General features: G+C 61.9%; 16 protein-coding genes. 9 read left to right on the forward strand and 7 right to left on the reverse strand.

What is annotated here, in order from left to right:
* The first annotated feature begins 248 nt into the window (after window positions 1-248).
* On the forward strand, window positions 249-584 hold the full coding sequence (locus HY29_RS17980; RefSeq protein WP_034799801.1) for a DUF2794 domain-containing protein: 336 nt from the start codon (window positions 249-251) through the stop codon (window positions 582-584).
* 96 nt (window positions 585-680) lie between these two features.
* A complete protein-coding gene (locus HY29_RS17985; RefSeq protein WP_155838422.1) occupies window positions 681-1,028 on the forward strand; it encodes a hypothetical protein in 348 nt (115 codons plus the stop codon).
* A gap of 2 nt (window positions 1,029-1,030) precedes the next feature.
* Here the strand turns inward: HY29_RS17985 and HY29_RS17990 are convergent, their stop codons facing one another.
* Together HY29_RS17990 and HY29_RS17995 are read right to left on the reverse strand one after the other, a co-directional pair.
* On the reverse strand, window positions 1,031-2,728 hold the full coding sequence (locus HY29_RS17990) for a vWA domain-containing protein (protein ID WP_034799805.1): 1,698 nt from the start codon (window positions 2,726-2,728) through the stop codon (window positions 1,031-1,033).
* Window positions 2,729-2,828: 100 nt separating this feature from the next.
* A complete protein-coding gene (locus HY29_RS17995; protein WP_034799807.1) occupies window positions 2,829-4,715 on the reverse strand; it encodes a DUF885 domain-containing protein in 1,887 nt (628 codons plus the stop codon).
* 105 nt (window positions 4,716-4,820) lie between these two features.
* Between HY29_RS17995 and HY29_RS18000 the strand changes: the two genes are divergently transcribed.
* The 4 genes from HY29_RS18000 (at window position 4,821) to HY29_RS18015 (ending at window position 9,161) form a co-directional block, all read left to right on the forward strand.
* Complete coding sequence (locus tag HY29_RS18000) at window positions 4,821-5,627, forward strand: SapC family protein (protein WP_034799809.1); 807 nt, start codon at window positions 4,821-4,823, stop codon at window positions 5,625-5,627.
* A 181-nt stretch (window positions 5,628-5,808) separates the two neighbouring features.
* The gene (locus HY29_RS18005; protein WP_034799870.1) at window positions 5,809-7,908 is read left to right on the forward strand and encodes a protein-disulfide reductase DsbD family protein; all 2,100 of its coding nucleotides are present in this window, start codon (window positions 5,809-5,811) and stop codon (window positions 7,906-7,908) included.
* 54 nt (window positions 7,909-7,962) lie between these two features.
* Entirely contained in the window at window positions 7,963-8,604 is a 642-nt protein-coding gene (locus HY29_RS18010) for a redoxin domain-containing protein (protein ID WP_241765262.1), read from the forward strand.
* A gap of 65 nt (window positions 8,605-8,669) precedes the next feature.
* Window positions 8,670-9,161 carry a GNAT family N-acetyltransferase gene (locus tag HY29_RS18015; protein WP_034799813.1) on the forward strand — a complete coding sequence of 164 codons (492 nt, stop codon included), beginning with the start codon at window positions 8,670-8,672 and terminating at the stop codon, window positions 9,159-9,161.
* Window positions 9,162-9,176: 15 nt separating this feature from the next.
* On the opposite strand, the gene HY29_RS18020 is transcribed toward HY29_RS18015, so the two are convergent.
* Entirely contained in the window at window positions 9,177-9,578 is a 402-nt protein-coding gene (locus HY29_RS18020) for an MAPEG family protein (protein WP_034799816.1), read from the reverse strand.
* A gap of 184 nt (window positions 9,579-9,762) precedes the next feature.
* Between HY29_RS18020 and HY29_RS18025 the strand changes: the two genes are divergently transcribed.
* The 3 genes from HY29_RS18025 (at window position 9,763) to HY29_RS18035 (ending at window position 12,577) form a co-directional block, all read left to right on the forward strand.
* Window positions 9,763-10,434 carry a nitroreductase gene (locus HY29_RS18025; RefSeq protein WP_034799818.1) on the forward strand — a complete coding sequence of 224 codons (672 nt, stop codon included), beginning with the start codon at window positions 9,763-9,765 and terminating at the stop codon, window positions 10,432-10,434.
* Window positions 10,435-10,510: 76 nt separating this feature from the next.
* Window positions 10,511-11,848, forward strand: coding sequence for an anti-phage deoxyguanosine triphosphatase (locus tag HY29_RS18030; RefSeq protein WP_034799820.1), 1,338 nt, complete (start codon window positions 10,511-10,513; stop codon window positions 11,846-11,848).
* A 63-nt stretch (window positions 11,849-11,911) separates the two neighbouring features.
* Entirely contained in the window at window positions 11,912-12,577 is a 666-nt protein-coding gene (locus HY29_RS18035; RefSeq protein WP_034799822.1) for a hypothetical protein, read from the forward strand.
* Between the two features lie 66 nt (window positions 12,578-12,643).
* Here the strand turns inward: HY29_RS18035 and HY29_RS18040 are convergent, their stop codons facing one another.
* The 4 genes from HY29_RS18040 to HY29_RS19475 form a co-directional block, all read right to left on the reverse strand.
* On the reverse strand, window positions 12,644-14,683 hold the full coding sequence (locus HY29_RS18040; RefSeq protein WP_034799825.1) for a hypothetical protein: 2,040 nt from the start codon (window positions 14,681-14,683) through the stop codon (window positions 12,644-12,646).
* The gene (locus HY29_RS18045; RefSeq protein ID WP_034799827.1) at window positions 14,680-17,532 is read right to left on the reverse strand and encodes a DUF4159 domain-containing protein; all 2,853 of its coding nucleotides are present in this window, start codon (window positions 17,530-17,532) and stop codon (window positions 14,680-14,682) included. Before HY29_RS18045 ends, HY29_RS18040 begins: the two co-directional genes overlap by 4 nt.
* Window positions 17,529-18,395: a DUF58 domain-containing protein gene (locus tag HY29_RS18050; RefSeq protein ID WP_034799829.1), complete on the reverse strand. Its 867-nt coding sequence runs from the start codon at window positions 18,393-18,395 to the stop codon at window positions 17,529-17,531. Before HY29_RS18050 ends, HY29_RS18045 begins: the two co-directional genes overlap by 4 nt.
* A gap of 10 nt (window positions 18,396-18,405) precedes the next feature.
* On the reverse strand, window positions 18,406-18,890 hold a 485-nt coding region (locus HY29_RS19475), incomplete at its 5' end, for an AAA family ATPase (RefSeq protein WP_034799831.1).

The raw sequence follows: 18,890 nt of genomic DNA on the forward strand, positions 1-18,890 counted from the left end.
ATCGGATGGAAGGGATAAGGTGTCGGGCAGAAGCTGATCAAGCGCCCCAGGGGGCTGGGGGGGCTGATGGGTCCGGGGTGCCTGGTAAACACCTCCGCCCGACCATTCAAAGATGATTGCCCGGCGGGGCGCACGCAAGGCGGAAACATGGCAAATCTGCCCCAATTGCCCCGAATCCGCATTAAATCATCGTTAGGCGAGCTTAAACGTCATGTTTTCGCGTGACGGGAGAGTCGAGAAAGGGAGAAATGGCCGAAACACCGCACAAAATAACGCCCCCGGAACCGCGAATCGCTTTCCACAAAACAGAGATGCAGCCGATTCTCGATGTCTATGGCCGACTTGTCATGTCAGGCCAGGCAAGGGATTACGCGATTGGTATGCACAAGGACCATGCCATCTTTGCCATCTTCCGCCGCCATGCCGAAAACCCCACCTGGCGCATAGAAAAACAACCCCATCTCGCGAACATGCAAGGTCAGTACGTCGTCTACGGACAAGCCGGGCAGGTGCTGCGCCGGGGCCGTGATCTGTCGCAGGTATTACGGGTTTTCGACCGCAGCCGCTTCCGGATAGTCGAATAAATTTCACCGAATCCGTTAACCCACTGTTAACTAAAAACTTCTTGCGGAACGTTCTGGAACATTATAGGAACATACCTACCAGAACGGAGCATGAACATGGGTATCGAAGTCAGATTTCGGGGACAGTCCGGTAAAGCTTGGCAGTTCCAGCGTGTTGCAACAGAAGCGCCCTGGGCGCGCTCGGCCGGTGTGGCGATCTTCGCTGCCCCCGACACATATGGATGGCGTATCATCCGCGTTGTTGAACTGTCCGGACGGCCGAATGACGTTCAGCCGATCTGGGCCCTGGCAGATGCAGAGCGCTATGGCGCGAATGCCGTCTTCGTGGCGCTGGAATTTGATGCTGCCGCCCGCAAGACAATGGCCGCCGACATCGAAGAGGGCTTCAGCCCGGTCTGCTTTTCAGGCCACAACCGGGCTGACGCGGCGCCAATCGCCGCCTGAGCCTATTGTTCCTGGCCTGGTCTGTTCAGGGCGGCTTGTGCCTCAGCCGTCTCTGCCAGCCGGGTCAGCTCAATGAATTCTGCCCGATAGCCAAACTCATCGGGGCCCTTGGCGCCGGATGCCAGATTTCGGATCGCCTCCCACCCGAAACCGGCGCTGAGGGTCTCACCCCCTTTCAGCATTTCGCCAAAGCCCGCCACTGCTGTGGCAAAGCGCGCCCATTGCGGGGCGGCGTCCAGACTGTCCACACGGTCTGCGTCGGTGACAGGCCGCTCCAGCAGGATGGAGTCTGCCGCGCCGGGCGCCTTATAGCGCAGTTTCACAAAGGCATACTCGCCGGACAGATCCCCCTCAGGCCTGGTCTTGTCGCCATAGCGTAGCGGATCAATCTGCGCGGCGGATGAGCCGACCGGCGTGATGTCATAGATCGCCGTCACGCTGGTGCCGGCGCCAATATCGCCCGCATCCACCTTGTCATTGTTGAAATCCTCGCGGTCCAGCATGCGCGTCTCGTATCCGATCAGGCGATACTCAGAGACGCGGGCCGGGTTGAACTCGACCTGTATCTTCACATCATCCGCAATCGGAAACATGTTGCCGGACAGATCGTCGGCCAGCACCTTGCGGGCCTCGCTCAGCGTGTCGACATAGGCCGCCGTCCCGTTCCCGACCTGAGAGATCTTCTGCATCATCGCATCATTGTAATTGCCGCGGCCAAATCCGATCACGGAGAGGTAAATGCCCGTGTCCCGCTTGCGTGAAACGAAATCCTCCAATTGTTCGGGGTCTGAAATGCCGACATTGAAATCGCCATCGGTCAGCAGCATCACGCGGTTCACCGCATCTTCCTTCATGCCCATTTCGGCAAGGGAATAGGCCAGGCGCAGGCCTTCGCCGCCAGCAGTCGAACCGCCAGCCTGCAGACTTTCCAGCGCGGCAACAATCTTGCGCTTGTCGCTGACGGGTGTCGGCTCCAGCACTTCACCGGCGGCCCCGGCATAGACAACAATGGCAATCGTGTCCGTCGGCTCCATTTCTTCCAGCATCAGCTTGATGGCCTGTTTGGCCAGTGGCAGCTTGTCATCAGAGAACATGGACCCCGAGACGTCCATCAGCAGGGTCAGATTGACCGGCGGGCGGGCCTCGCGGTCAATGTCGCGGCCCTGAATGCCGATCTGCATCAATTCGCGTCCCTCCGCGAACGGAGAGGGCATGATGTTCACCTGGGTGGAGAAGGGGGCCTCCTCCGCGCCGGGCTGGGGATAGGTGTAATCAAAATAATTGATCATTTCCTCGATGCGCACGGCGTCCTTGGGCGGCAGCACGCCGCTTTCCAGGAACCGGCGGACATTGGCATAGGATGCCGTGTCCACATCAATGGAAAAGGTCGAGACCGGCTCTTCACTGACCAGTTTGACCGGGTTCGCCTCAACATCCTCATACTTGTCGCGGAATTCGGGCTGTGGCGCTGCCATGCCGGGCATGGGGGAGGCCATAGCTCTCGATTGGCTTGCCATGCCAGCCATTGCGGGCGGCGGCGGGGCAGGCGGTGGCGGTGTCGCCGAATAATCTTCCATGCGGCTTGCTGTGACTTCGACCGTTTCCGTGGCCGCCTTGTCCCCTGGCGCCATCTCGGTTTCGCAAGCGGCCAGTAAGGTGGCGGCGGCGACGCTGCCCAGAATAATCCGTTTGATGTGCATGTGTGTGTCCCTCCAATAGGCGTCCAGTGGATGACAGGATGGTAATCCAGTCATGGCGGTTTTGGGGCAGGGGCACGTTGGTTTGACGGCCAAAGAGGGTCTATTTGCTGGCGTTCAGCTTTTCGATGTACCAGCGCTCCACATCATCTTCCAGAATGGACAGGGGCCGCGGGCCGCCGCTCAGCACGATTTGGTGGAAGGCTTTCAGGTCGAAATCCGGTCCCAGAACGCGCTCTGCCCGTTCGCGCAAATCCAGAATCCGTTTCGCGCCGACCCAATAGGCGGCGGCCTGTCCCGGCCATACCGTATAGCGGTCCACTTCCTGGGCCATCGCCGCGCGCGGCAGGCCGGTCGTCTCTGTTAGATAGTCAATCGCATCCTGCCGGGTCCAGCGCATCTCATGCACGCCGGTATCCGCCACCAGGCGCGCGGCCCGGAACAGCATGGATTGTAGATAGCCGATCCGGCCCAGCGGGTCTTCGTCATACAGGCCCAGATCATCGGCCAGCACTTCGCTGTAGACGCCCCAGCCCTCGCCATAGGCGACGTTCCAGATCATTTGCCGGATCAGCGGCAGGTTCGCGCGTTCCGCCGTGATCGCGCTTTCCAGATGATGGCCGGGAATGGTCTCGTGATAGACCAGCGTGGCCAGGGTGAAGTCCGGCCAGGCGGTCATGTCGCCCAGATTGATCTCGAACTGGGCGGGCGCTGAGCCATTTGCCGGCGCGGCACTGTAGAAGGCTGACGGGGCAGAGCTTTGCAGGAAGTCCGGCACCGCGCGCACGATGACCGCCGTACGCGGCATGTAGGGCATCACATCACCGGTCGTCGCCTGCGCCTCTGCCAGATGCTGGCGCAGCCGGGCCAGCAGGGCTTCGCGGCCTTCCGGTGTGTCCTCGTAAAGCTGGCCTTCCTCCGCCGTCAGCGCGGCCAGCCGCTCGGCCAATGTTCCCTCTGTATAGCCTTGTGCCTCCAGCGCCTGCATCAGTTCGCCGCTCAGCCGCTCGACTTCGGCGATGCCCTGCGCGTGCAGGGCTTCCGCCGTCATGCCCTCATAGGTGTAAGCCTGCAGCGCGGCGTCATAATAGCTTTCGCCATCCGGCAGCTGCCACACGCCAGGCTCCTGCGGGGCATTTTCCTTCATCTTTTCCAGCGCGGTCCCGTAATCCGAATAGGCTGGCAGAACCTCATCGCGCACCAGCCCGGTGGCCATTTCCAACAGTCTGTCGCGCTCTTCTTCGGTCAGATCTTCCGGCCCGCCCATAAGGTTTTCCAACGTGGTGACCAGGACATGCTCCTCTGCCGGACCTGCGCCGGCCTCTTCAGCCAGGGTCTGCATGCGCTCCAGAATGAAGACCGGTGGGACGATGCCAGACCGCGCATCGGCCTCCAGCCGGCGGCGTTCATCCTGCAGCGTCGGCGCAATCTGGCTGAGCCGGGCCACATAATCGCGCGCTTCCTGCGCCGTATTGACCGGATGGGACCGGGTCATCAGGTCCGGAATATCGATATAGGCCCCGCGCATATGGTCTGCGACATAGGGATAGGCATGGCCGAGGCCGGTTTGCCCGTGACCGGCGACGAACAATGTCTCGGCGGTCTCATAAGCATGGATCACCGTATCCAGATGCCGCGCCTGATCGCCGCCAGCGGCCGGGCGCGGCGCGGCCAGCAGGGCCTCCAGCGTCTCCAGCCGGGTGACGCGCATCCGTTCATAGGCCGCCTGCGAGCGGTCAGTCAGATAGGCGTTGAACTCATAGCCCGCCGTGTCTTTTGACAGGCCGAGCCGCGTGGCCAGTTCCGGGTCTCCGGCCAGTTCGGTCTGCGCGATAGAGGTCAGCATCTGGTCTACCTGCCGGGCAATGCGCCGCGGCGTACCGGCATCATCGACCGGCGGCGCGCACATCACCAGCAGGGGCAGGGCAGTGAGTCCGGCAAGCAGGGGACGGAAGGTTTTGCCGGACTTACTGATCAAGGATGCAAACATGTCTGAAATATCGCCTTTTCCTCACTGCAGTTCTGGACCTATCGGCTGTTGTGGCCTCTGCCTAATTCCGGTATCGGTTTGCCAACAATTTCGGGAGTCTTAACCGTGAACACAACACCTGCAACTCCGCAGTCTGGCGGGACAGGCCCGCTTGCGGGTCAAGTCATGTTTTACAAGCAGCCGCAAGCACTGAATGCGGAAGCTCATGCCGGACTTGGCATTAAAAAGATTGATCAGCCTTTCGCTTTCCTTCGTGAAGCCCATGCTGTGCCGATAACCGTTACGGAATTCGGAATGGCTGCAGGGTCGTACCCGATCATCTTCGTAGGTGATGACCGCACGCCGGTGGCTGTCATGGGTGTGCGTCAGGGCCAGAACCTCTTCGTCACGGATGAAGGCATGGTCGCAGACGAGTATTACGTCCCGGCCTTCGTGCGCCGCTATCCGTTCGTGTTCGCGTCAGACGAAAAATCCGACCGCCTGGTGCTCTGCGTTGACCGCGAAGCCCCGATGGTCACCAACCAGCCGGAAATTCCGTTCTTCGAAAACGGCCAGCCGAGCAAGTTCACCAATGATGCCATCGAATTCTGCAAGGAATTCGAGCGCCAGCGTCAGGCAACGGGTGAGTTCGTGAAGCTGATCCGCAACGCAGATCTTTTCGAGCAGAAGACCATCTCCTTCCAGCCGCGCGACGCAGAGGGCAATCCTTCGGGCGACCCTCAGAAGATCGCTGACTATTGGGCCATCTCCGAAGAGAAGCTGAACGCCCTGCCGCAGGATAAGTACCTGGAACTGCGCAATAATGGCGCGATTGGCGCGATCTATGCGCACCTGCTGGGCCTGCTGAACTGGCAGACCGTGATCCAGCGTGCCCTGCGTGCGCAGCCGGCAGCGGCCCCTGCTGACGCCTGATCCGGCCTGAAATAAACAGATCTGAGATGAGGGCGGCCCGGTTGAGCCGCCCTTTTTTCATGCGGGTTGTACGCGCCCCCTGCGGCGATCACGAATAAGCGAGGCCCTTCAATATGCTGGCCAGAACGGGCATATGGTCGTCAAATCTGAAGAAACGCCGTTTCCACGCGAAGGACGCTCCATGCTCCGTGCCCTCCTGACCAGCCTGACGCTGGCCCTGCTGTCTGTTTTTCCTGCTGCCCGCGCCGAGCCGGTCGATGGCGGGCATGCGATGGTGGAACTGATTTCAGAGCGCCATGCCGTCCTGCCGGGCGAGACCTTCTATGTCGCCCTCAAAATGGATCTGGAGGATGGCTGGCACGTCTATTGGCGCAATGCGGGCGATGCCGGCCTGCCGCCGCGAATCGATCTTCTGGAAGGCAGCACGATCCCCGATGGTGCGCTCGGAGATTTCGTCTGGCCGATCCCGCACCTCCTGCCTGTCGTGGAAGGGGAGATCATGGATTATGGCTATGATGAACGCCTTGTCCTGCCATTCCCGGTCACCATACCGGCTGATGCCGAACGTACTGTGCGCATCAATCTGCTGGCCGATTATCTGATCTGCGAAGAGATTTGCGTGCCGGAAACGGCAGAAGTCAGCCTGTCACTGCCGGTCGGCGTCAGCGAGCCGGATACGAAAAACGGTACATTGATCGGCGAATGGGTCGCCCAGGCGCCGTTGGAATATGACGGCGCGGCGCGCATCGATACCTCTGCCGCGCCCTGGAAGCTCAGCCTGAAATCGACTTCCGGATTTGATCCGTCTTCCGATATTCGCTTCTATCCCTTCGGTCACGAGATCAGCCATCCGGCTGACCAGCCTCTCAGCTTCGGCAGTGACGGCGCGACGCTGGAACTGGTGCCGGATGCAGACGCGCTGGACGGCACGCTGGATGGCGTCATCGTTGTGGAAACCGAGAATGGCGAGCGGACCGGCTATGCGTTTTCGGCAGAGCAGGGGGAGGCCTTTGCCAACACATCCGGCACACCGGCCAAGCGCTCGCGCGCTGCTGGTGGCAGCGGAGCCGGTCTTGTCGGCCTCATCTTTGCGGCATTGCTTGGCGGCCTGATCTTGAATTTGATGCCCTGCGTGCTGCCTGTCCTCTCCATCAAGGCGATGGGCATGGTGCATGCGGTCGCGTCCGGCCATGAGGGCGAAGTGCGCAGCCATGGCCTCTGGTATACGGGCGGTGTACTTGTCTCTTTCGCCGCGCTGGCACTCGCGATCATCCTGATCCGTCAGGCCACCGGCACGGCCACGCTGGGCTTCCAGTTGCAGAACGGGCCGACCGTGGCCGTACTGGCCTTGGTCATGTTCGTGATCGGACTATGGCTGCTCGGCATGTTTGAACTTGGCGGCTCCATCCAGAATACCGGCAGCGGCCTTGCTTCGCGCAGCGGCGCGATGGGGGCCTTCTTTACCGGCGTGCTTGCCGCTGTGGTCGGCGCGCCTTGTGTCGGTCCGTTCCTCGGCGCGGCCCTTGGCGCTGTACTGGACAAGCCTGCCATTGCGGTGATGGCGGTGTTCCTTGCCATGGGCTTTGGCCTGGCATTGCCTTACCTGATCCTCAGCTTCGTGCCCGGCCTCTCGCGCCTGCTGCCAAAGCCCGGCCGCTGGATGGAGACGCTGAAGCAATTCTTTGCCTTCCCGATGTTCCTGACCGCCGCGCTGCTGCTCTGGACGCTGGGCGCGGTCTCTGGCCCTGGCGCTGTGGCTTGGGCGGTGGCGGGCGCAACTCTGATTGCGTTCGGCATCTGGCTGGGCAAGCGCAGCACGCGTCCGCTGCTGAAGGGCCTCGCGGCGGTGGCGCTGGTTGCAGGCCTCGTCTATCCGGCCGTGCATGCCGCCGATACGGCAGGGCAGGCTGCAGGCGGCTCAAGTCTCTATGCGGAGAAATATGAAACCGAAGTCTGGAGCCCGGAGCGCGTCGCTGAGCTGACCGCACAAGGCCGCCCCGTCTTTGTGGACTTCACGGCCACATGGTGCGCCACTTGCCAGCTCAACAAGATGACGACGCTGAAGACGTCGGCCGTACAGACTGCCTTCCAGGAACATGACGTGGCCTTTCTGGTTGCGGACTTTACCCGCAAGGACCCGGTCATCGCAGACGAGCTGAAGCGCCGCCAGCGCGCCGGTGTGCCGATGTATCTCTGGTATCCGGCGGGCAGCACCGAGCCGCAGATCCTGCCGGAGATTCTCTCCAAAAGTCTTGTCATTGGACTCGTCAGCCAGGATTAGGGCAGGATGCCCCTCATTGGCCGCGCCATTGTGACAGGAAGATCCGCTATGTTCATGAGCCGACGCAATGTCTCCATCGCTGCTGGCATGGCCGCAGCCGTCGCGCTGACGGCGGGCGCCCTGATCGCGTCCACTGTGCAGGCCTCTGCCGCGACAGAGCCGGGAGAGCTGGCGCCGGATTTCACCGGCATCACCGCATCGGGCGAGACCGTCTCGCTGGCCGATTTCGCCGGCAAGACCGTGATCCTGGAATGGACCAATGATGGCTGTCCCTTCGTGCAGAAGCATTACGCCATCCCGCCCGCCAGCATGCAGGGCCTGCAGACCGATGCCGCCGAGCGCGACATGGTCTGGCTGTCGGTCATCTCCTCGGCGCCGGGCAGGCAGGGCCACCGCACCGGCGCGGAAGTGCTGGACATGAACCTCGCGCGTGGCGCAACGCCCGCCCATGTCATCCTTGATGCCAGTGGAGAGATTGGCCGCGCCTATGGCGCCAAGACGACGCCGCACATGTTCATCATCACGCCCGAAGGCGCGATTGCCTATCAGGGCGCGATTGACGACAAACCCTCGGCCAGGGTGGCAGATCTTGAAACCGCGACCAATTATGTCCGCGCGGCGATGGACAGCCTGGCGGCTGGCGAGCCCGTCAATCCGGCAAATACGCAGCCCTATGGCTGCTCCATCAAGTATTGATGCATAGCAGCCCGCAGGAAAGTGTTGCTTGAACCGCAGGCCAATGCGCCCTAAACGCGCTCGCCATGCCCCAGATTGTCCCTGAAACGCCCCAGCTGCACGCCGAAGCGATCGAAGACCTGTTCGACCGCACCTTTGGTCCTGGCCACTTCGCCAAGACGGCAGAGCGCCTGCGCGAATATTCGCGCTCCCTGCCAGAGATCAACCGCGTGGCCGTGCTGGATGGCAAGGTGATTGCCGTTTGCCGTGTCTGGCCGCTGAAAGTGGGCAAGGCCGCTGACCGCGCGCTGTTCTACGGCCCGGTCGCCGTTGCGCCCAGCCATCGGGGCAGCCGCCTGGGCCAGGCCGTCACCGCCGCCGCGCTGGAGGCAGGCGAGGCCGCCGGCTGGCCCGCTGCCATCCTGATCGGCGCGCCCAGCTATTTCACCGAGATCGGCTTCACCGTCACCCCGAAGCACCAATTGACCTTTCCCGGCCCGCAGGACCAGGCGCGTGTCATGGTCAAAAGCCTCGCCGGGGATGCCAGCCAGCTCTCCGGCCTCGTCACCGCGCTTTAACGCGCCAGCGGGCCCCTAGAACACCTGCGCCACGGCCATGCCCACGCACAGGCCCGCCGTCAGCAACAGCACGACCGCGCTGAGCAGCGTGCCGACCATCCGCCCCATGCTGCTGCCGGAAGAGCCGCCAAGCCCCACCGCATGTAGCACGCGCCCCAGCAGGAACGCCGCGCCCAGCCCGTGCACCGCCCATACCGGCGCGGCCATCGCGCCCAGCGCCACCAGGCCGATCAGCACGATGGGCACATCTTCCACCGCATTGCCCTGCACGCGAATGGCGCGCAGCATGGCGTCATTGTCGCCATCGCCGAACATCACCTTTTCCTTCGCCCGCACGCGGGCGACATTGGCCTTCAGAACCAGCATCAACAGGGCGAACAGGCCCACATAGAGTGTTGCGGCTGCCATGGCTGTCATCGTGAATCCCTCCCTTGGATCGTCCCGTGATCGGCGGCCAGTCTAGCGCGCCGCGCGCAGAATGCAGCCGGAAATATGCCCCCTTGCCAAAACCGCTTTTGTGACGCTGGGGCAGGGGGCTATCGTGGCGCCGCAAGCGCACTGCGCGGATAACAAGACAATACAGCAGGGAAGGGCCCGCCCCATGGAATATGATGAAGTCATCAAGACACGGCGCAGCATTCGCGGCTATCTGGACAAGCCTGTCCCGAAAGAGCTGATCCGCGAGATTCTGGAGCTGGCCATGCGCGCGCCCACCTCCCTGAATTCCCAGCCCTGGAATTTCTACGTCGTCACGGGCGACGTGCTGGACAAGATCCGCGAAGGGAATGTGGAGCGGAACATGGCCGGCGTGCCTGACAGCCGCGAATTCCGCATGGGCCCGGCCTATGATGGCGTGCACCGCCAGCGCCAGATAGAGATTGCCATTCAGCTGTTCGAGGCGATGGGCATAGAACGTCACGACAAGGAGAAACGGATGGACTGGGTGCTGCGCGGCTTCCGCCAGTTTGACGCCCCGGTCTCCATCGTCATCACTTATGACAAGGCGCTGGCCGGCGGGGATATTCCGCCCTTTGATTGTGGCGGCGTTGTCAATTGCATTGTCAACACGGCCTGGTCACGCGGGCTCGGCTGTGTGATCAATTCGCAGGGCATCATGCAAAGCCCCGTCGTGCGCGAACATGCGGGCATCCCGGAGGATCAGGTGATCCAGACCTGCATCGCCATGGGCTGGCCCGACGATAGCTTCCCCGCCAATGCCGTCGTCTCAAAAAGAAAATCCGTAGACGAAGCAGCGGTTTTTAGGGGGTTTTGAAGCTTTAAAGTAATAATGAATTATCAATTTACCAAGTACAAAAAGCAATCTTTGGTAGATTGATTGTGAGTATTTTATGGAAGTTTGGATTGAGAGAAAAGAAGCCTGGACTAAGCAAGGCGAGGACGCGAGAGACGCCGGTGATATAGACTATGCAAGAATTATACATTCTGCTTCATTTCGGCGTCTGCAGGGCAAGACGCAAATTCTCAATCTAGGCGATAGCGACTTTTACAGGACGCGATTGACCCACTCTCTCGAAGTAGCCCAAATTGCTAGTGGTATCGTAAAACAAATATCCATTGATAATCAGCGTCTTTCTAAAAAACTCCCATTACCGGATCGTAGCCTCGTTCAAGCAATAGGGAGTACACACGACCTTGGCCATCCGCCCTTTGGCCATGGCGGGGAAGTGGCTCTGAATTACTGCATGCGCAAAAACGGTGGTTTCGAAGGTAACGGGCAGACGCTGAGGATTCTTTCAAAGCTAGAGAACTTCTCAAAGGACTGCGGCGCTAATTTGTGTCGGCGTACATTGCTTGGCATTCTGAAATACCCCGCTTCGTTTTCAATGACGTCAAATAGTACCCCTGTACTAAGGGAGACAACAAGCACAATCTCCGTACTCGATACTAAAAAGTCTAAGCCCCCAAAGTGTTATCTTGATACAGAAGAGGATGTTGTGCAGTGGGTGCTAAGGCCATTGTCTGCCATAGATAGAGAATTGTTTCAGAGTCTGAAAGTTAACGAGAAGGACCACCACAAAACGCAGTACAAATCTTTTGATTGCAGCATAATGGATCTTGCTGATGATATTTCGTATGGTGTCCACGATTTGGAAGACGCCATAGCGATGGGTCTGCTGCGCCGTGAAGAGTTTGCAAGCGGAGTACAGGAAGATCAGTGCACGTCTTTCCTCGATGCGTTGAAGGCTAAGTATCCTGAGGAGTGCGGCAATGATGTTTATGGTCATTTCGTAAATATGCTTTTCTCTGCTAGCAATATACGCAAGCGCTGTATCAGCAGAATGATAAACCACTTCCTGACAGCTGTAGAAGTTGTTGAACTAGAGCAATTCGAAGAGCCGCTGCTGCGTTATAAAGCAACCCTTCCTGTTGAGCAGAAGAAGTTCTTGGACGCGTTGAAAAGAATTGTTCGCAACGAAGTGATACTAGAACCAAGAGTTCAGCAATTGGAATTTAAAGGCCAAGGGATGGTAGTTGCAGTATTTGAAGCCATCGCTTCAGATCCTACCCGGTTGCTACCCAAGTACCTCAGTGATCGGTATCAAAAGTCAGATGACAAAACGAGGGTGCTTTGTGACTACGTCGCGGGTATGACAGATGCGTATCTAATGAAGTTTTATGAGCGTCTGTTTAGTCCTCGGGCTGGTTCTGTATTTGATATGATTTAATCGGATACGAGGCTGGACTGAACCCCAATCCGTCTGAAAACCCGCGCTCATAGACTCTGCGGCATGAGTGAGATGAGCGGGTTTATCGAGCAGGGGTTGGAGGCGGCGCGCAAGGCGCTGTTTTCCGTGCGCGGGGACGCGAACCTGCACCTGGAACCCAAGACCGTGACGAAAAGCCTGCGTGCCAGGGTGCGCGGGCGGCTGAAGGCGATTGAGGTGATCGTTCGCCGTCTGATCCTGCTGATGGCGCTGGGGCTGGATGTGCCTGCCTGTGCCATGGGGCAGAAACGGGATAGTTTTGGGGCTGTTTCGGGTCAGTCTGCCCTGCCAGATGGGGCAGAAGATGTAACGCAGAGTTTTCGCGCCCTCGCGCCGCCGGAATACCGCCTGCGCCTGATCGGTGCGCGCACGCCCTATGTCGAAGACTGGAAAGACGCGTTTGCCGGGCAGGGGGCCGCGCATCTTGTACCTAGCGGGCCGGTGCCCGCCGCGCCCTTGTTGGCGCACATCATCGCGCTGCACCGTGTGCTGAAAAAGCCGGAGGCCGCCGCAAAGCGCGTCGCGCGCCAGCTGCAGAAACTGAAACAGGGTGGGGAGCCAAGGCCGATCTGCCCGCCCGCGCAAAGCGCCTTTCGCCTCGGGCCGGAACTGGGCCTTGTCGCCACATCCCTGCCGGGCTTTGTCAGCCGCGCCCTGTCTGACTGGCCAGAGCCGGCCAACACATCCTGAGGCCTGCCTGAAATTTCAGCGCCCTTTGCCGGCCCGCCCATGCGGGGTCCGGCCGCGCGTGCCGCGCTATTTCCCCTCGCGCCGCCAGGCCAACAGCAACAGCGCCACCAGGCCGATCGCCGCCAGAATTCCCGGCAGCAAAGGCTGGCTGGAGGAAGACCGCACCGCATAAGCGCCGCGCTCCCTCAGGCCCAGCCAGGTGCCGCCAGAGGCAGTGCCGCGATTTCCCACGCGGCGAATGTCCGGCAGATTCGTGCCGGCCTCATTCAGGCGGAAGACATTGCCGCCGGTCTCGCGCGCCAGCGGCGCCAGCACCTCGGTCGTGGACTGAAGATCGGCATATTCCTTCGGATTGGCCGGTCCGTTCAGCGCCACAGCTTCCAGGCCGCCCGCCTCGGCGCGGTAAAGGCCCAGCTGGTCAATCGGCGCTTCGGCCACGAACTGGCCCGGCGCCTGCTCGCGCCAGTCCGGCTCCATCAGGCTGCCTTCCGGCGTCTCGATGGTCAGCGGCGGCGCGGTATCCAGCAGGGTGCGCAGCTCCACGCGCGCCGTGTCGCCCTCGGCCACAAGGCTCAGCTTGCGTTCCTCCAGCTCGGGCTCTTTCATCATCCAGTGAACCACCCGGCGGATCAGCTCCGCAAATGGCCCTCCGCCATCATGTCCGCGCGCCCACAGCCAGATCTGGTCTGACATCAACATGCCAACCCGGCCTTTGCCAACGCGGTCAACAATCAGCAGCGGCTTGCCGTCCGGCCCGCTCATCAGCACATCACCGGCCACGGCATTCGCATCGATATAGCGCATCCAGCCGCCCCATTTGCGCCCCTCCAGCGGCATCGTCACCGTATGGCGCTTGCCCGCCTCGGTCAGCTCGGGCGTAAAGTCGCCGGTATAGATATTCCCCGTCGGCGCGGCCGGAAGAACAGACGCCAGCGGAGAGCGCGCCAGACTGCCCGGCCCGGCAAACGGCTCGCCCGCCGCAATCAGCAGCGCGCCGCCATCAGCCACATAACGCGCCATATTCGCCAGGTAGGACTGCGTGATCACACCGCGCCGCTCATACTGGTCGAAGATGATGAGATCGAATTCCTTCAGCTTGTCCTCGAACAATTCCTCAGTCGGGAAAGCGATCAGCGCCAGCTCTTCCGTCGGCGTGTAATCGGTCTTGTAAGGCGGGCGCAGAATGGTGAAGTGGACCAGATCGACCGACGGGTCGGACTTCAGAAGATCCCGCCACACGCGGCCTGCCTGGTTGGGTTTGCCTGTCACCAGCAGCACGCGCAAGCGGTCTCGCACGCCGGAAAGCGTCGTCGCCGTGCGATTGTTCGCCAGCGTCAGTTCCTGCCGTCCGGGCGGGGTCTCGACGACGATCACATTCTCGCCGCGCCGCTCGATCTCGATAGGCAGGCTGGTATCCTCGCCCGGTGTGACGCGCAGTTTCTCCGTCATCTCGCCATTGACGGAAACGGTGACATCCACATCGTCGCCTTCAGGATCATCCACGCGGATCACCAGATTTGCGGTCTCTCCGACAATGCCGAAATCCGGCGCGTCCACAATTGTCACCCGCCGGTCACCACGATCTGGATCGCCCACAATCAGGCCATGAAGCGGGCCAATATGACGGTCATCATCTTCCGGTTTGGGCAGGTCATGGATCTGGCCATCGGTAATGAAGACCGCGCCGGCAATCCGGTCACGCGGAACATCCGCCATCAGACCTTCCAGCGCGCCATAGAGGTGCGTGCCGTCATCCCCGGGATCGCTCTCCAGCACGCGCACTTCAAGGGACGGGTCTGCGTCCAGCTGCGCCTTGAGATTTGCAAAGGCGGCGGAAGCGGCGCTTTCGCGGTCTCCAAATTCCATGCTTTCGGAACGGTCCAGGATAACCGCGGCAACGGAGGGAAGGGGCTCTCGCTCTTCCTGCACCAGGGATGGGTTCGACAGTGCCGCTGCCAGCAAAGTCAGCGCCAGACCCCGTGTTGCCCAGGCTTTTCCGCGCAGGAACAGATAGCCGAGCCAGGCCAGAGCGGCGAGCGCTACGACGATCCACAGGACAGGCCAGCCGAGGAAGGGGTCAAAGCCGAGACGGGTCGCATCAATCATTGCGGTCCCCCATCAATGATGTTCGTCGGAGAGCCGGGCGCATTTTCGTCTTCGCCTTCCCCAAGACGTTCCAGCAAGGCTGGCAGGTGAACCTGATCATCCTTGTAGTTTCCGGTCAGCACATACATGACGAGGTTGACGCCAAACCGGCGCGACATTTCCCGTTGCTGTTCACCGCCGTCCACGGAGTAAAGGTCTCGCCCGCGATCATCCACGGCCCAGGCGGACGCCCAGTCGGCATCCCCGATGAACAGGCGCGAGACGCCATCTCCGCGCGGCGCGGAGGCATCGCCAGCCTGTTCGATCCAGAGACGGCGATGAGCATAACGGCCGGGGAAATCGTCGAGGAGGTAGAAGCTGCGCGTCAGCACATGATTTTCCCCAACCGGCTGTAGCGGCGGCGCGTCGAGCCCTTCGAGCAGGGTTTCCAGCCGCGAGACATCCGTCTCTGTGCCAATCGTTCCGCCAGCGCGCGTATCGATCACCAGTGCGCCGCCAGAGCGTAGATAGGTGTTCAAATTGGTGATGGCCGCCTCTGAGAGGGGCGGCATGGAGTCTGGTATGTTGAAATAGATCAGGGGGTAGAGTTCCAGCGAATCCGTCTCAAGATTGATGCCATCCGGTTCTGCAGGTTCAACCGAAGTCCGCAGGCGGAGAACATTGGACAGGCCGAACAGGCCAGCGCGCGTACGTTCATTCAGAGCGCGGTCTGGCGTTTCAACATAGGCGAGGCGCATGTCCAGCGCGGCATTGACTTCCTTCTGGGATGTGCCCGGCGTGTTGGGCAGGCGGATGGTGCGCCCTTCGGTCGTGACACGGCGATAGCTGCCATCCGGCATCAATTCATATTGAAAGGCCTGCGCGTCTGCCTGTTGCGGCGCAGAGAGCACGAGAAACCCTGCGGCCAGCAGAATGCCTGCGCTGGCGGCCTTGCGGCCAAAGCGGGGAAGCCGTCCCGACACGGAAAGTGCGATGAACAGGTCCAGTGCCAGCAACAGCGCGGCAAAGCCCAGCAGCGGCCCGGCAAGGCGCAGAGAGCGCGCCTCGGCATCGCCGAGCAGGCGGGCCGACACTGGCCAGTTCACGATCAGGACAGGGCGCTCTCCCGCGCCAGCATTCAGCGCGCGGGTTCCGGCAGGCCCCTGATAGAGCCCCGGCGGGTGGGCTTCGGACGGCTTGACCGTGCCGAAATCTGTGGCCTTCAACGGCGCGGCATTAGGCCCGGCAGGAGACAGGCGGCCATAGCCATCCAGCGTCAGCAGGGGTGAGTAGGAGCCTTCGGCATCATTGACGGCTTCGCCCCGGCCCGCGGCAATCGAGCGGCGCAGCATCTGTGAGAACGTGCCTGAATAGGCGAGGTCTGCCCAGTCCGGCCCGGCGGTTGTGTGGAACAGGATGAGCGTGCCTTTGCCGCGCTGGTCTGCCGTGACGAGGGGAGAGCCATCGGCAAGCCGCGCCCAGGTTTTGGAGGCAAGCTCCGGCCCCGGACGGGCGAGCACCTGCTGGCGGATGCGGACTTCCGGCGGCACGTTCAGTCCGGCAAAGGGAGAGGCCTCCGGGAAGGGGGCCATGGCCTGCGGTTCGTCCCAGGCGAGCGCGCCCCCAAGTGCGCGGGATGAACGGCGCAGCGCAACAGGCAAAAGGTCATCGCCCTGCGCGGCGAGGCGCGGGCCGGCAAAGCGGATCAGCGCGCCGCCGTCTTCCACCCATTTGTGAAGCAGTTCTGCATCATGCGGCAGGATCTGGCCAATATCGCTCATGATGATGGCATCGGGCGAGGCGGCGACGAGGTTTTCGATCGAGCCTTCAGAGATGGTCGCAAAAGGCTCCAGCGCCTTGCGGATATAGTGCATGTCAGACAGCAGCGGCTGAGACGCGCTGCCTGCATCGACCAGGCCAACCCGGCGGGAGCGATCCGAGGAATCCCACAGCCAGACGGTGCCCGCGCCCTGCTGGCCGGTCACATTGAAGCGGGCAATGCGGGCAAGGGCGGCGGCGGGAATCCTGAAGTCTGCGACGGCCTCTGTCTCGCCATCCGCGAAAGTGAGCGGCGCGGTTGCGAGCGCTGAGCCATCAAGTGTCAGCGCGGAGACAAAGCCGGTTGCCTCTCCGCGGGGAGAGGCGCGCCGCGCTGTGACGGAGACAGAATCTGTTTGTGCCTGGATGCCTGAAATCACGGCGGCACCGGGCGGCGGCCCGGCAAAGACGGTCAGCGGCGCCATATTGGCCAGTTCTGTCGCAAAGGCCTGCCCGCCATCGCTTTCCAGACCATCACTGGCCCAGAAGATACGGTCTGGATTGAAGCCGGAGTCTTTCAGGCGCTTCAGCGCGTCCTGACGATCCGGCGCCCAGGCCTGTGGGCGTAGGGATGAGAGGCGCTTGTCCATATCAGCGCGGGAGACGCGCTCGGCCGGGTCCGGATTGAATTGCTGAGGCGCGGTCAACAGCAGGTGGACCGGCGCATCGCGGTTTCCGGTGTCCAGCGTGGCACTTGCGGCATTGATCAATTCCGGCCAGCGCGGGGCAGAGGCCCAGCCATTGTCGACGACGATCAGCAGACTGCCGGTACCTTCTGCCGTTTCCATGCGCGCGCCGGGCGCATAGACCGGCTGTGCCAGGCCGATGATCGCGGCGGCAACCGCCAGTGTGCGGATCAGCCAGACCCACCAGGGCGTACGCGCCGGGGTTTCCTCGCGCGGCTCAACCCCGTCCAGCAGGGCCAGGGAGGGGAGTTCGATATCTTTTGGGGCAGGCGGGGTTGCGCGCAGCACCCACCAGATGACTGGCAAGGCGACAAGAGCTGCCAGCGCCCAGGGCGCGCCAAGCAGGAAGGGGCCAAGTGCGGTCATAGCCTGGCTCCGAAGCTTTCGATCTGGGCCTTCAGTCGCGCGGCGGCCTCAAGGCTAGGCTGGCCAACCGTATGCGTGACGAGCCGCCAGCCCATCTGGTTCGCAAGTTTCTTAAGGCCGTCGCGCTGTTCAGCAAAGCGGCGCAGATATTCATCGCGCAGGGTTTCGGCGCGGCCGAGAATACGGTCAATGCCTGTGCCGGGGCGGCTCAGCTTCACGCGGCCTTCGAAGGGAAAGCTTTCCTCGATGGGCGCAGAGACAGCGAGCAGGATGCCTTCCGGGCATTTCGCGGCAATCGGCGCAAGACGGGCCTGCCAGTCCGGCAACGGATCATAGAAGTCTGACGCGATCAGCAGGGTGGCGGCTGCGCGGGGCGGCGGCGGAAAATTGCCGCCCGTGCCGCGGTCCAGATCTTCAGACAGGCGCTCAATGGCTTTCTTGCCGAAGCTGGCAGAGCGGCCCGCGCCCAACATGCCGACGCGTTCGCCATCCTTGGACATCATGATGCCCATGGTCAGCATCAGAAGGCGGGCCTCTTCGGCCTTGGTGCGCAGATCGCGTTCGCCCTTCCAGCGGAAGCCGGCGGAGTCATCGCACCAGAACAGCACCGTGCGGGCGGTTTCCAGTTCTGTTTCGCGTACGAACAATTCATTGCCCTTGGCAGAGCGGCGCCAGTCGACCCGCTCAGCGGCGTCTTCCTGGGCATAGCGGCGATACTGCCAGAAATGCTCGCCTGTGCCTGCGCGGCGGCGGCCGGCGGACCCGATATGCGCAGCTTCGCTGGCCTCGGCCTTGAAGTTCAGGCCGGGCAGTTGACGGGCAAGGCTCTCGGCCTCAGCGCGAAGATCGGCAGAGGGAGTCATTCAGCTGTCGCTACGCCGCTTTCCGGGCGAGGTCATTGATCAGATCTGCCAGGCTTGGCGCCTCTCCGGTCGGGTCGTAACGCATCGCCATGCGGTGTCCGAGGCAGGGTTCGGCCAGCGCTTCGACATCCTCAATGCTGGGAGCGAGTCGTCCGCGCAGCAAGGCGCGGGAGCGGGCGGCCAGCATCAGGGCCTGACCGGCACGCGGCGACGGGCCCCAATCGACCAGACGGCGCACGCGCTCATCCCTGGTTTGCTCTGGCCGGGCATCCCGCACGAGTGACAGGATGGCGGCGACGATCTTTTCGCCCACCGGCATGCGGCGGACCAGGCTTTGCAGGCCGGCAAGGCGGCTGGCATCGAGGGCCGGGCGGACGATTGTGTCTGCGCCGCTAGTCGTCTCGATCAGGATGCGGCGCTCGGTGTCGAGGTCCGGATAGTTCACATCCACTTTCAGCAGGAAGCGGTCGAGCTGGGCTTCGGGCAGGGGATAGG

Source organism: Hyphomonas beringensis, from assembly GCF_000682755.1.
In the GTDB taxonomy this organism is placed as follows: domain Bacteria; phylum Pseudomonadota; class Alphaproteobacteria; order Caulobacterales; family Hyphomonadaceae; genus Hyphomonas; species Hyphomonas beringensis.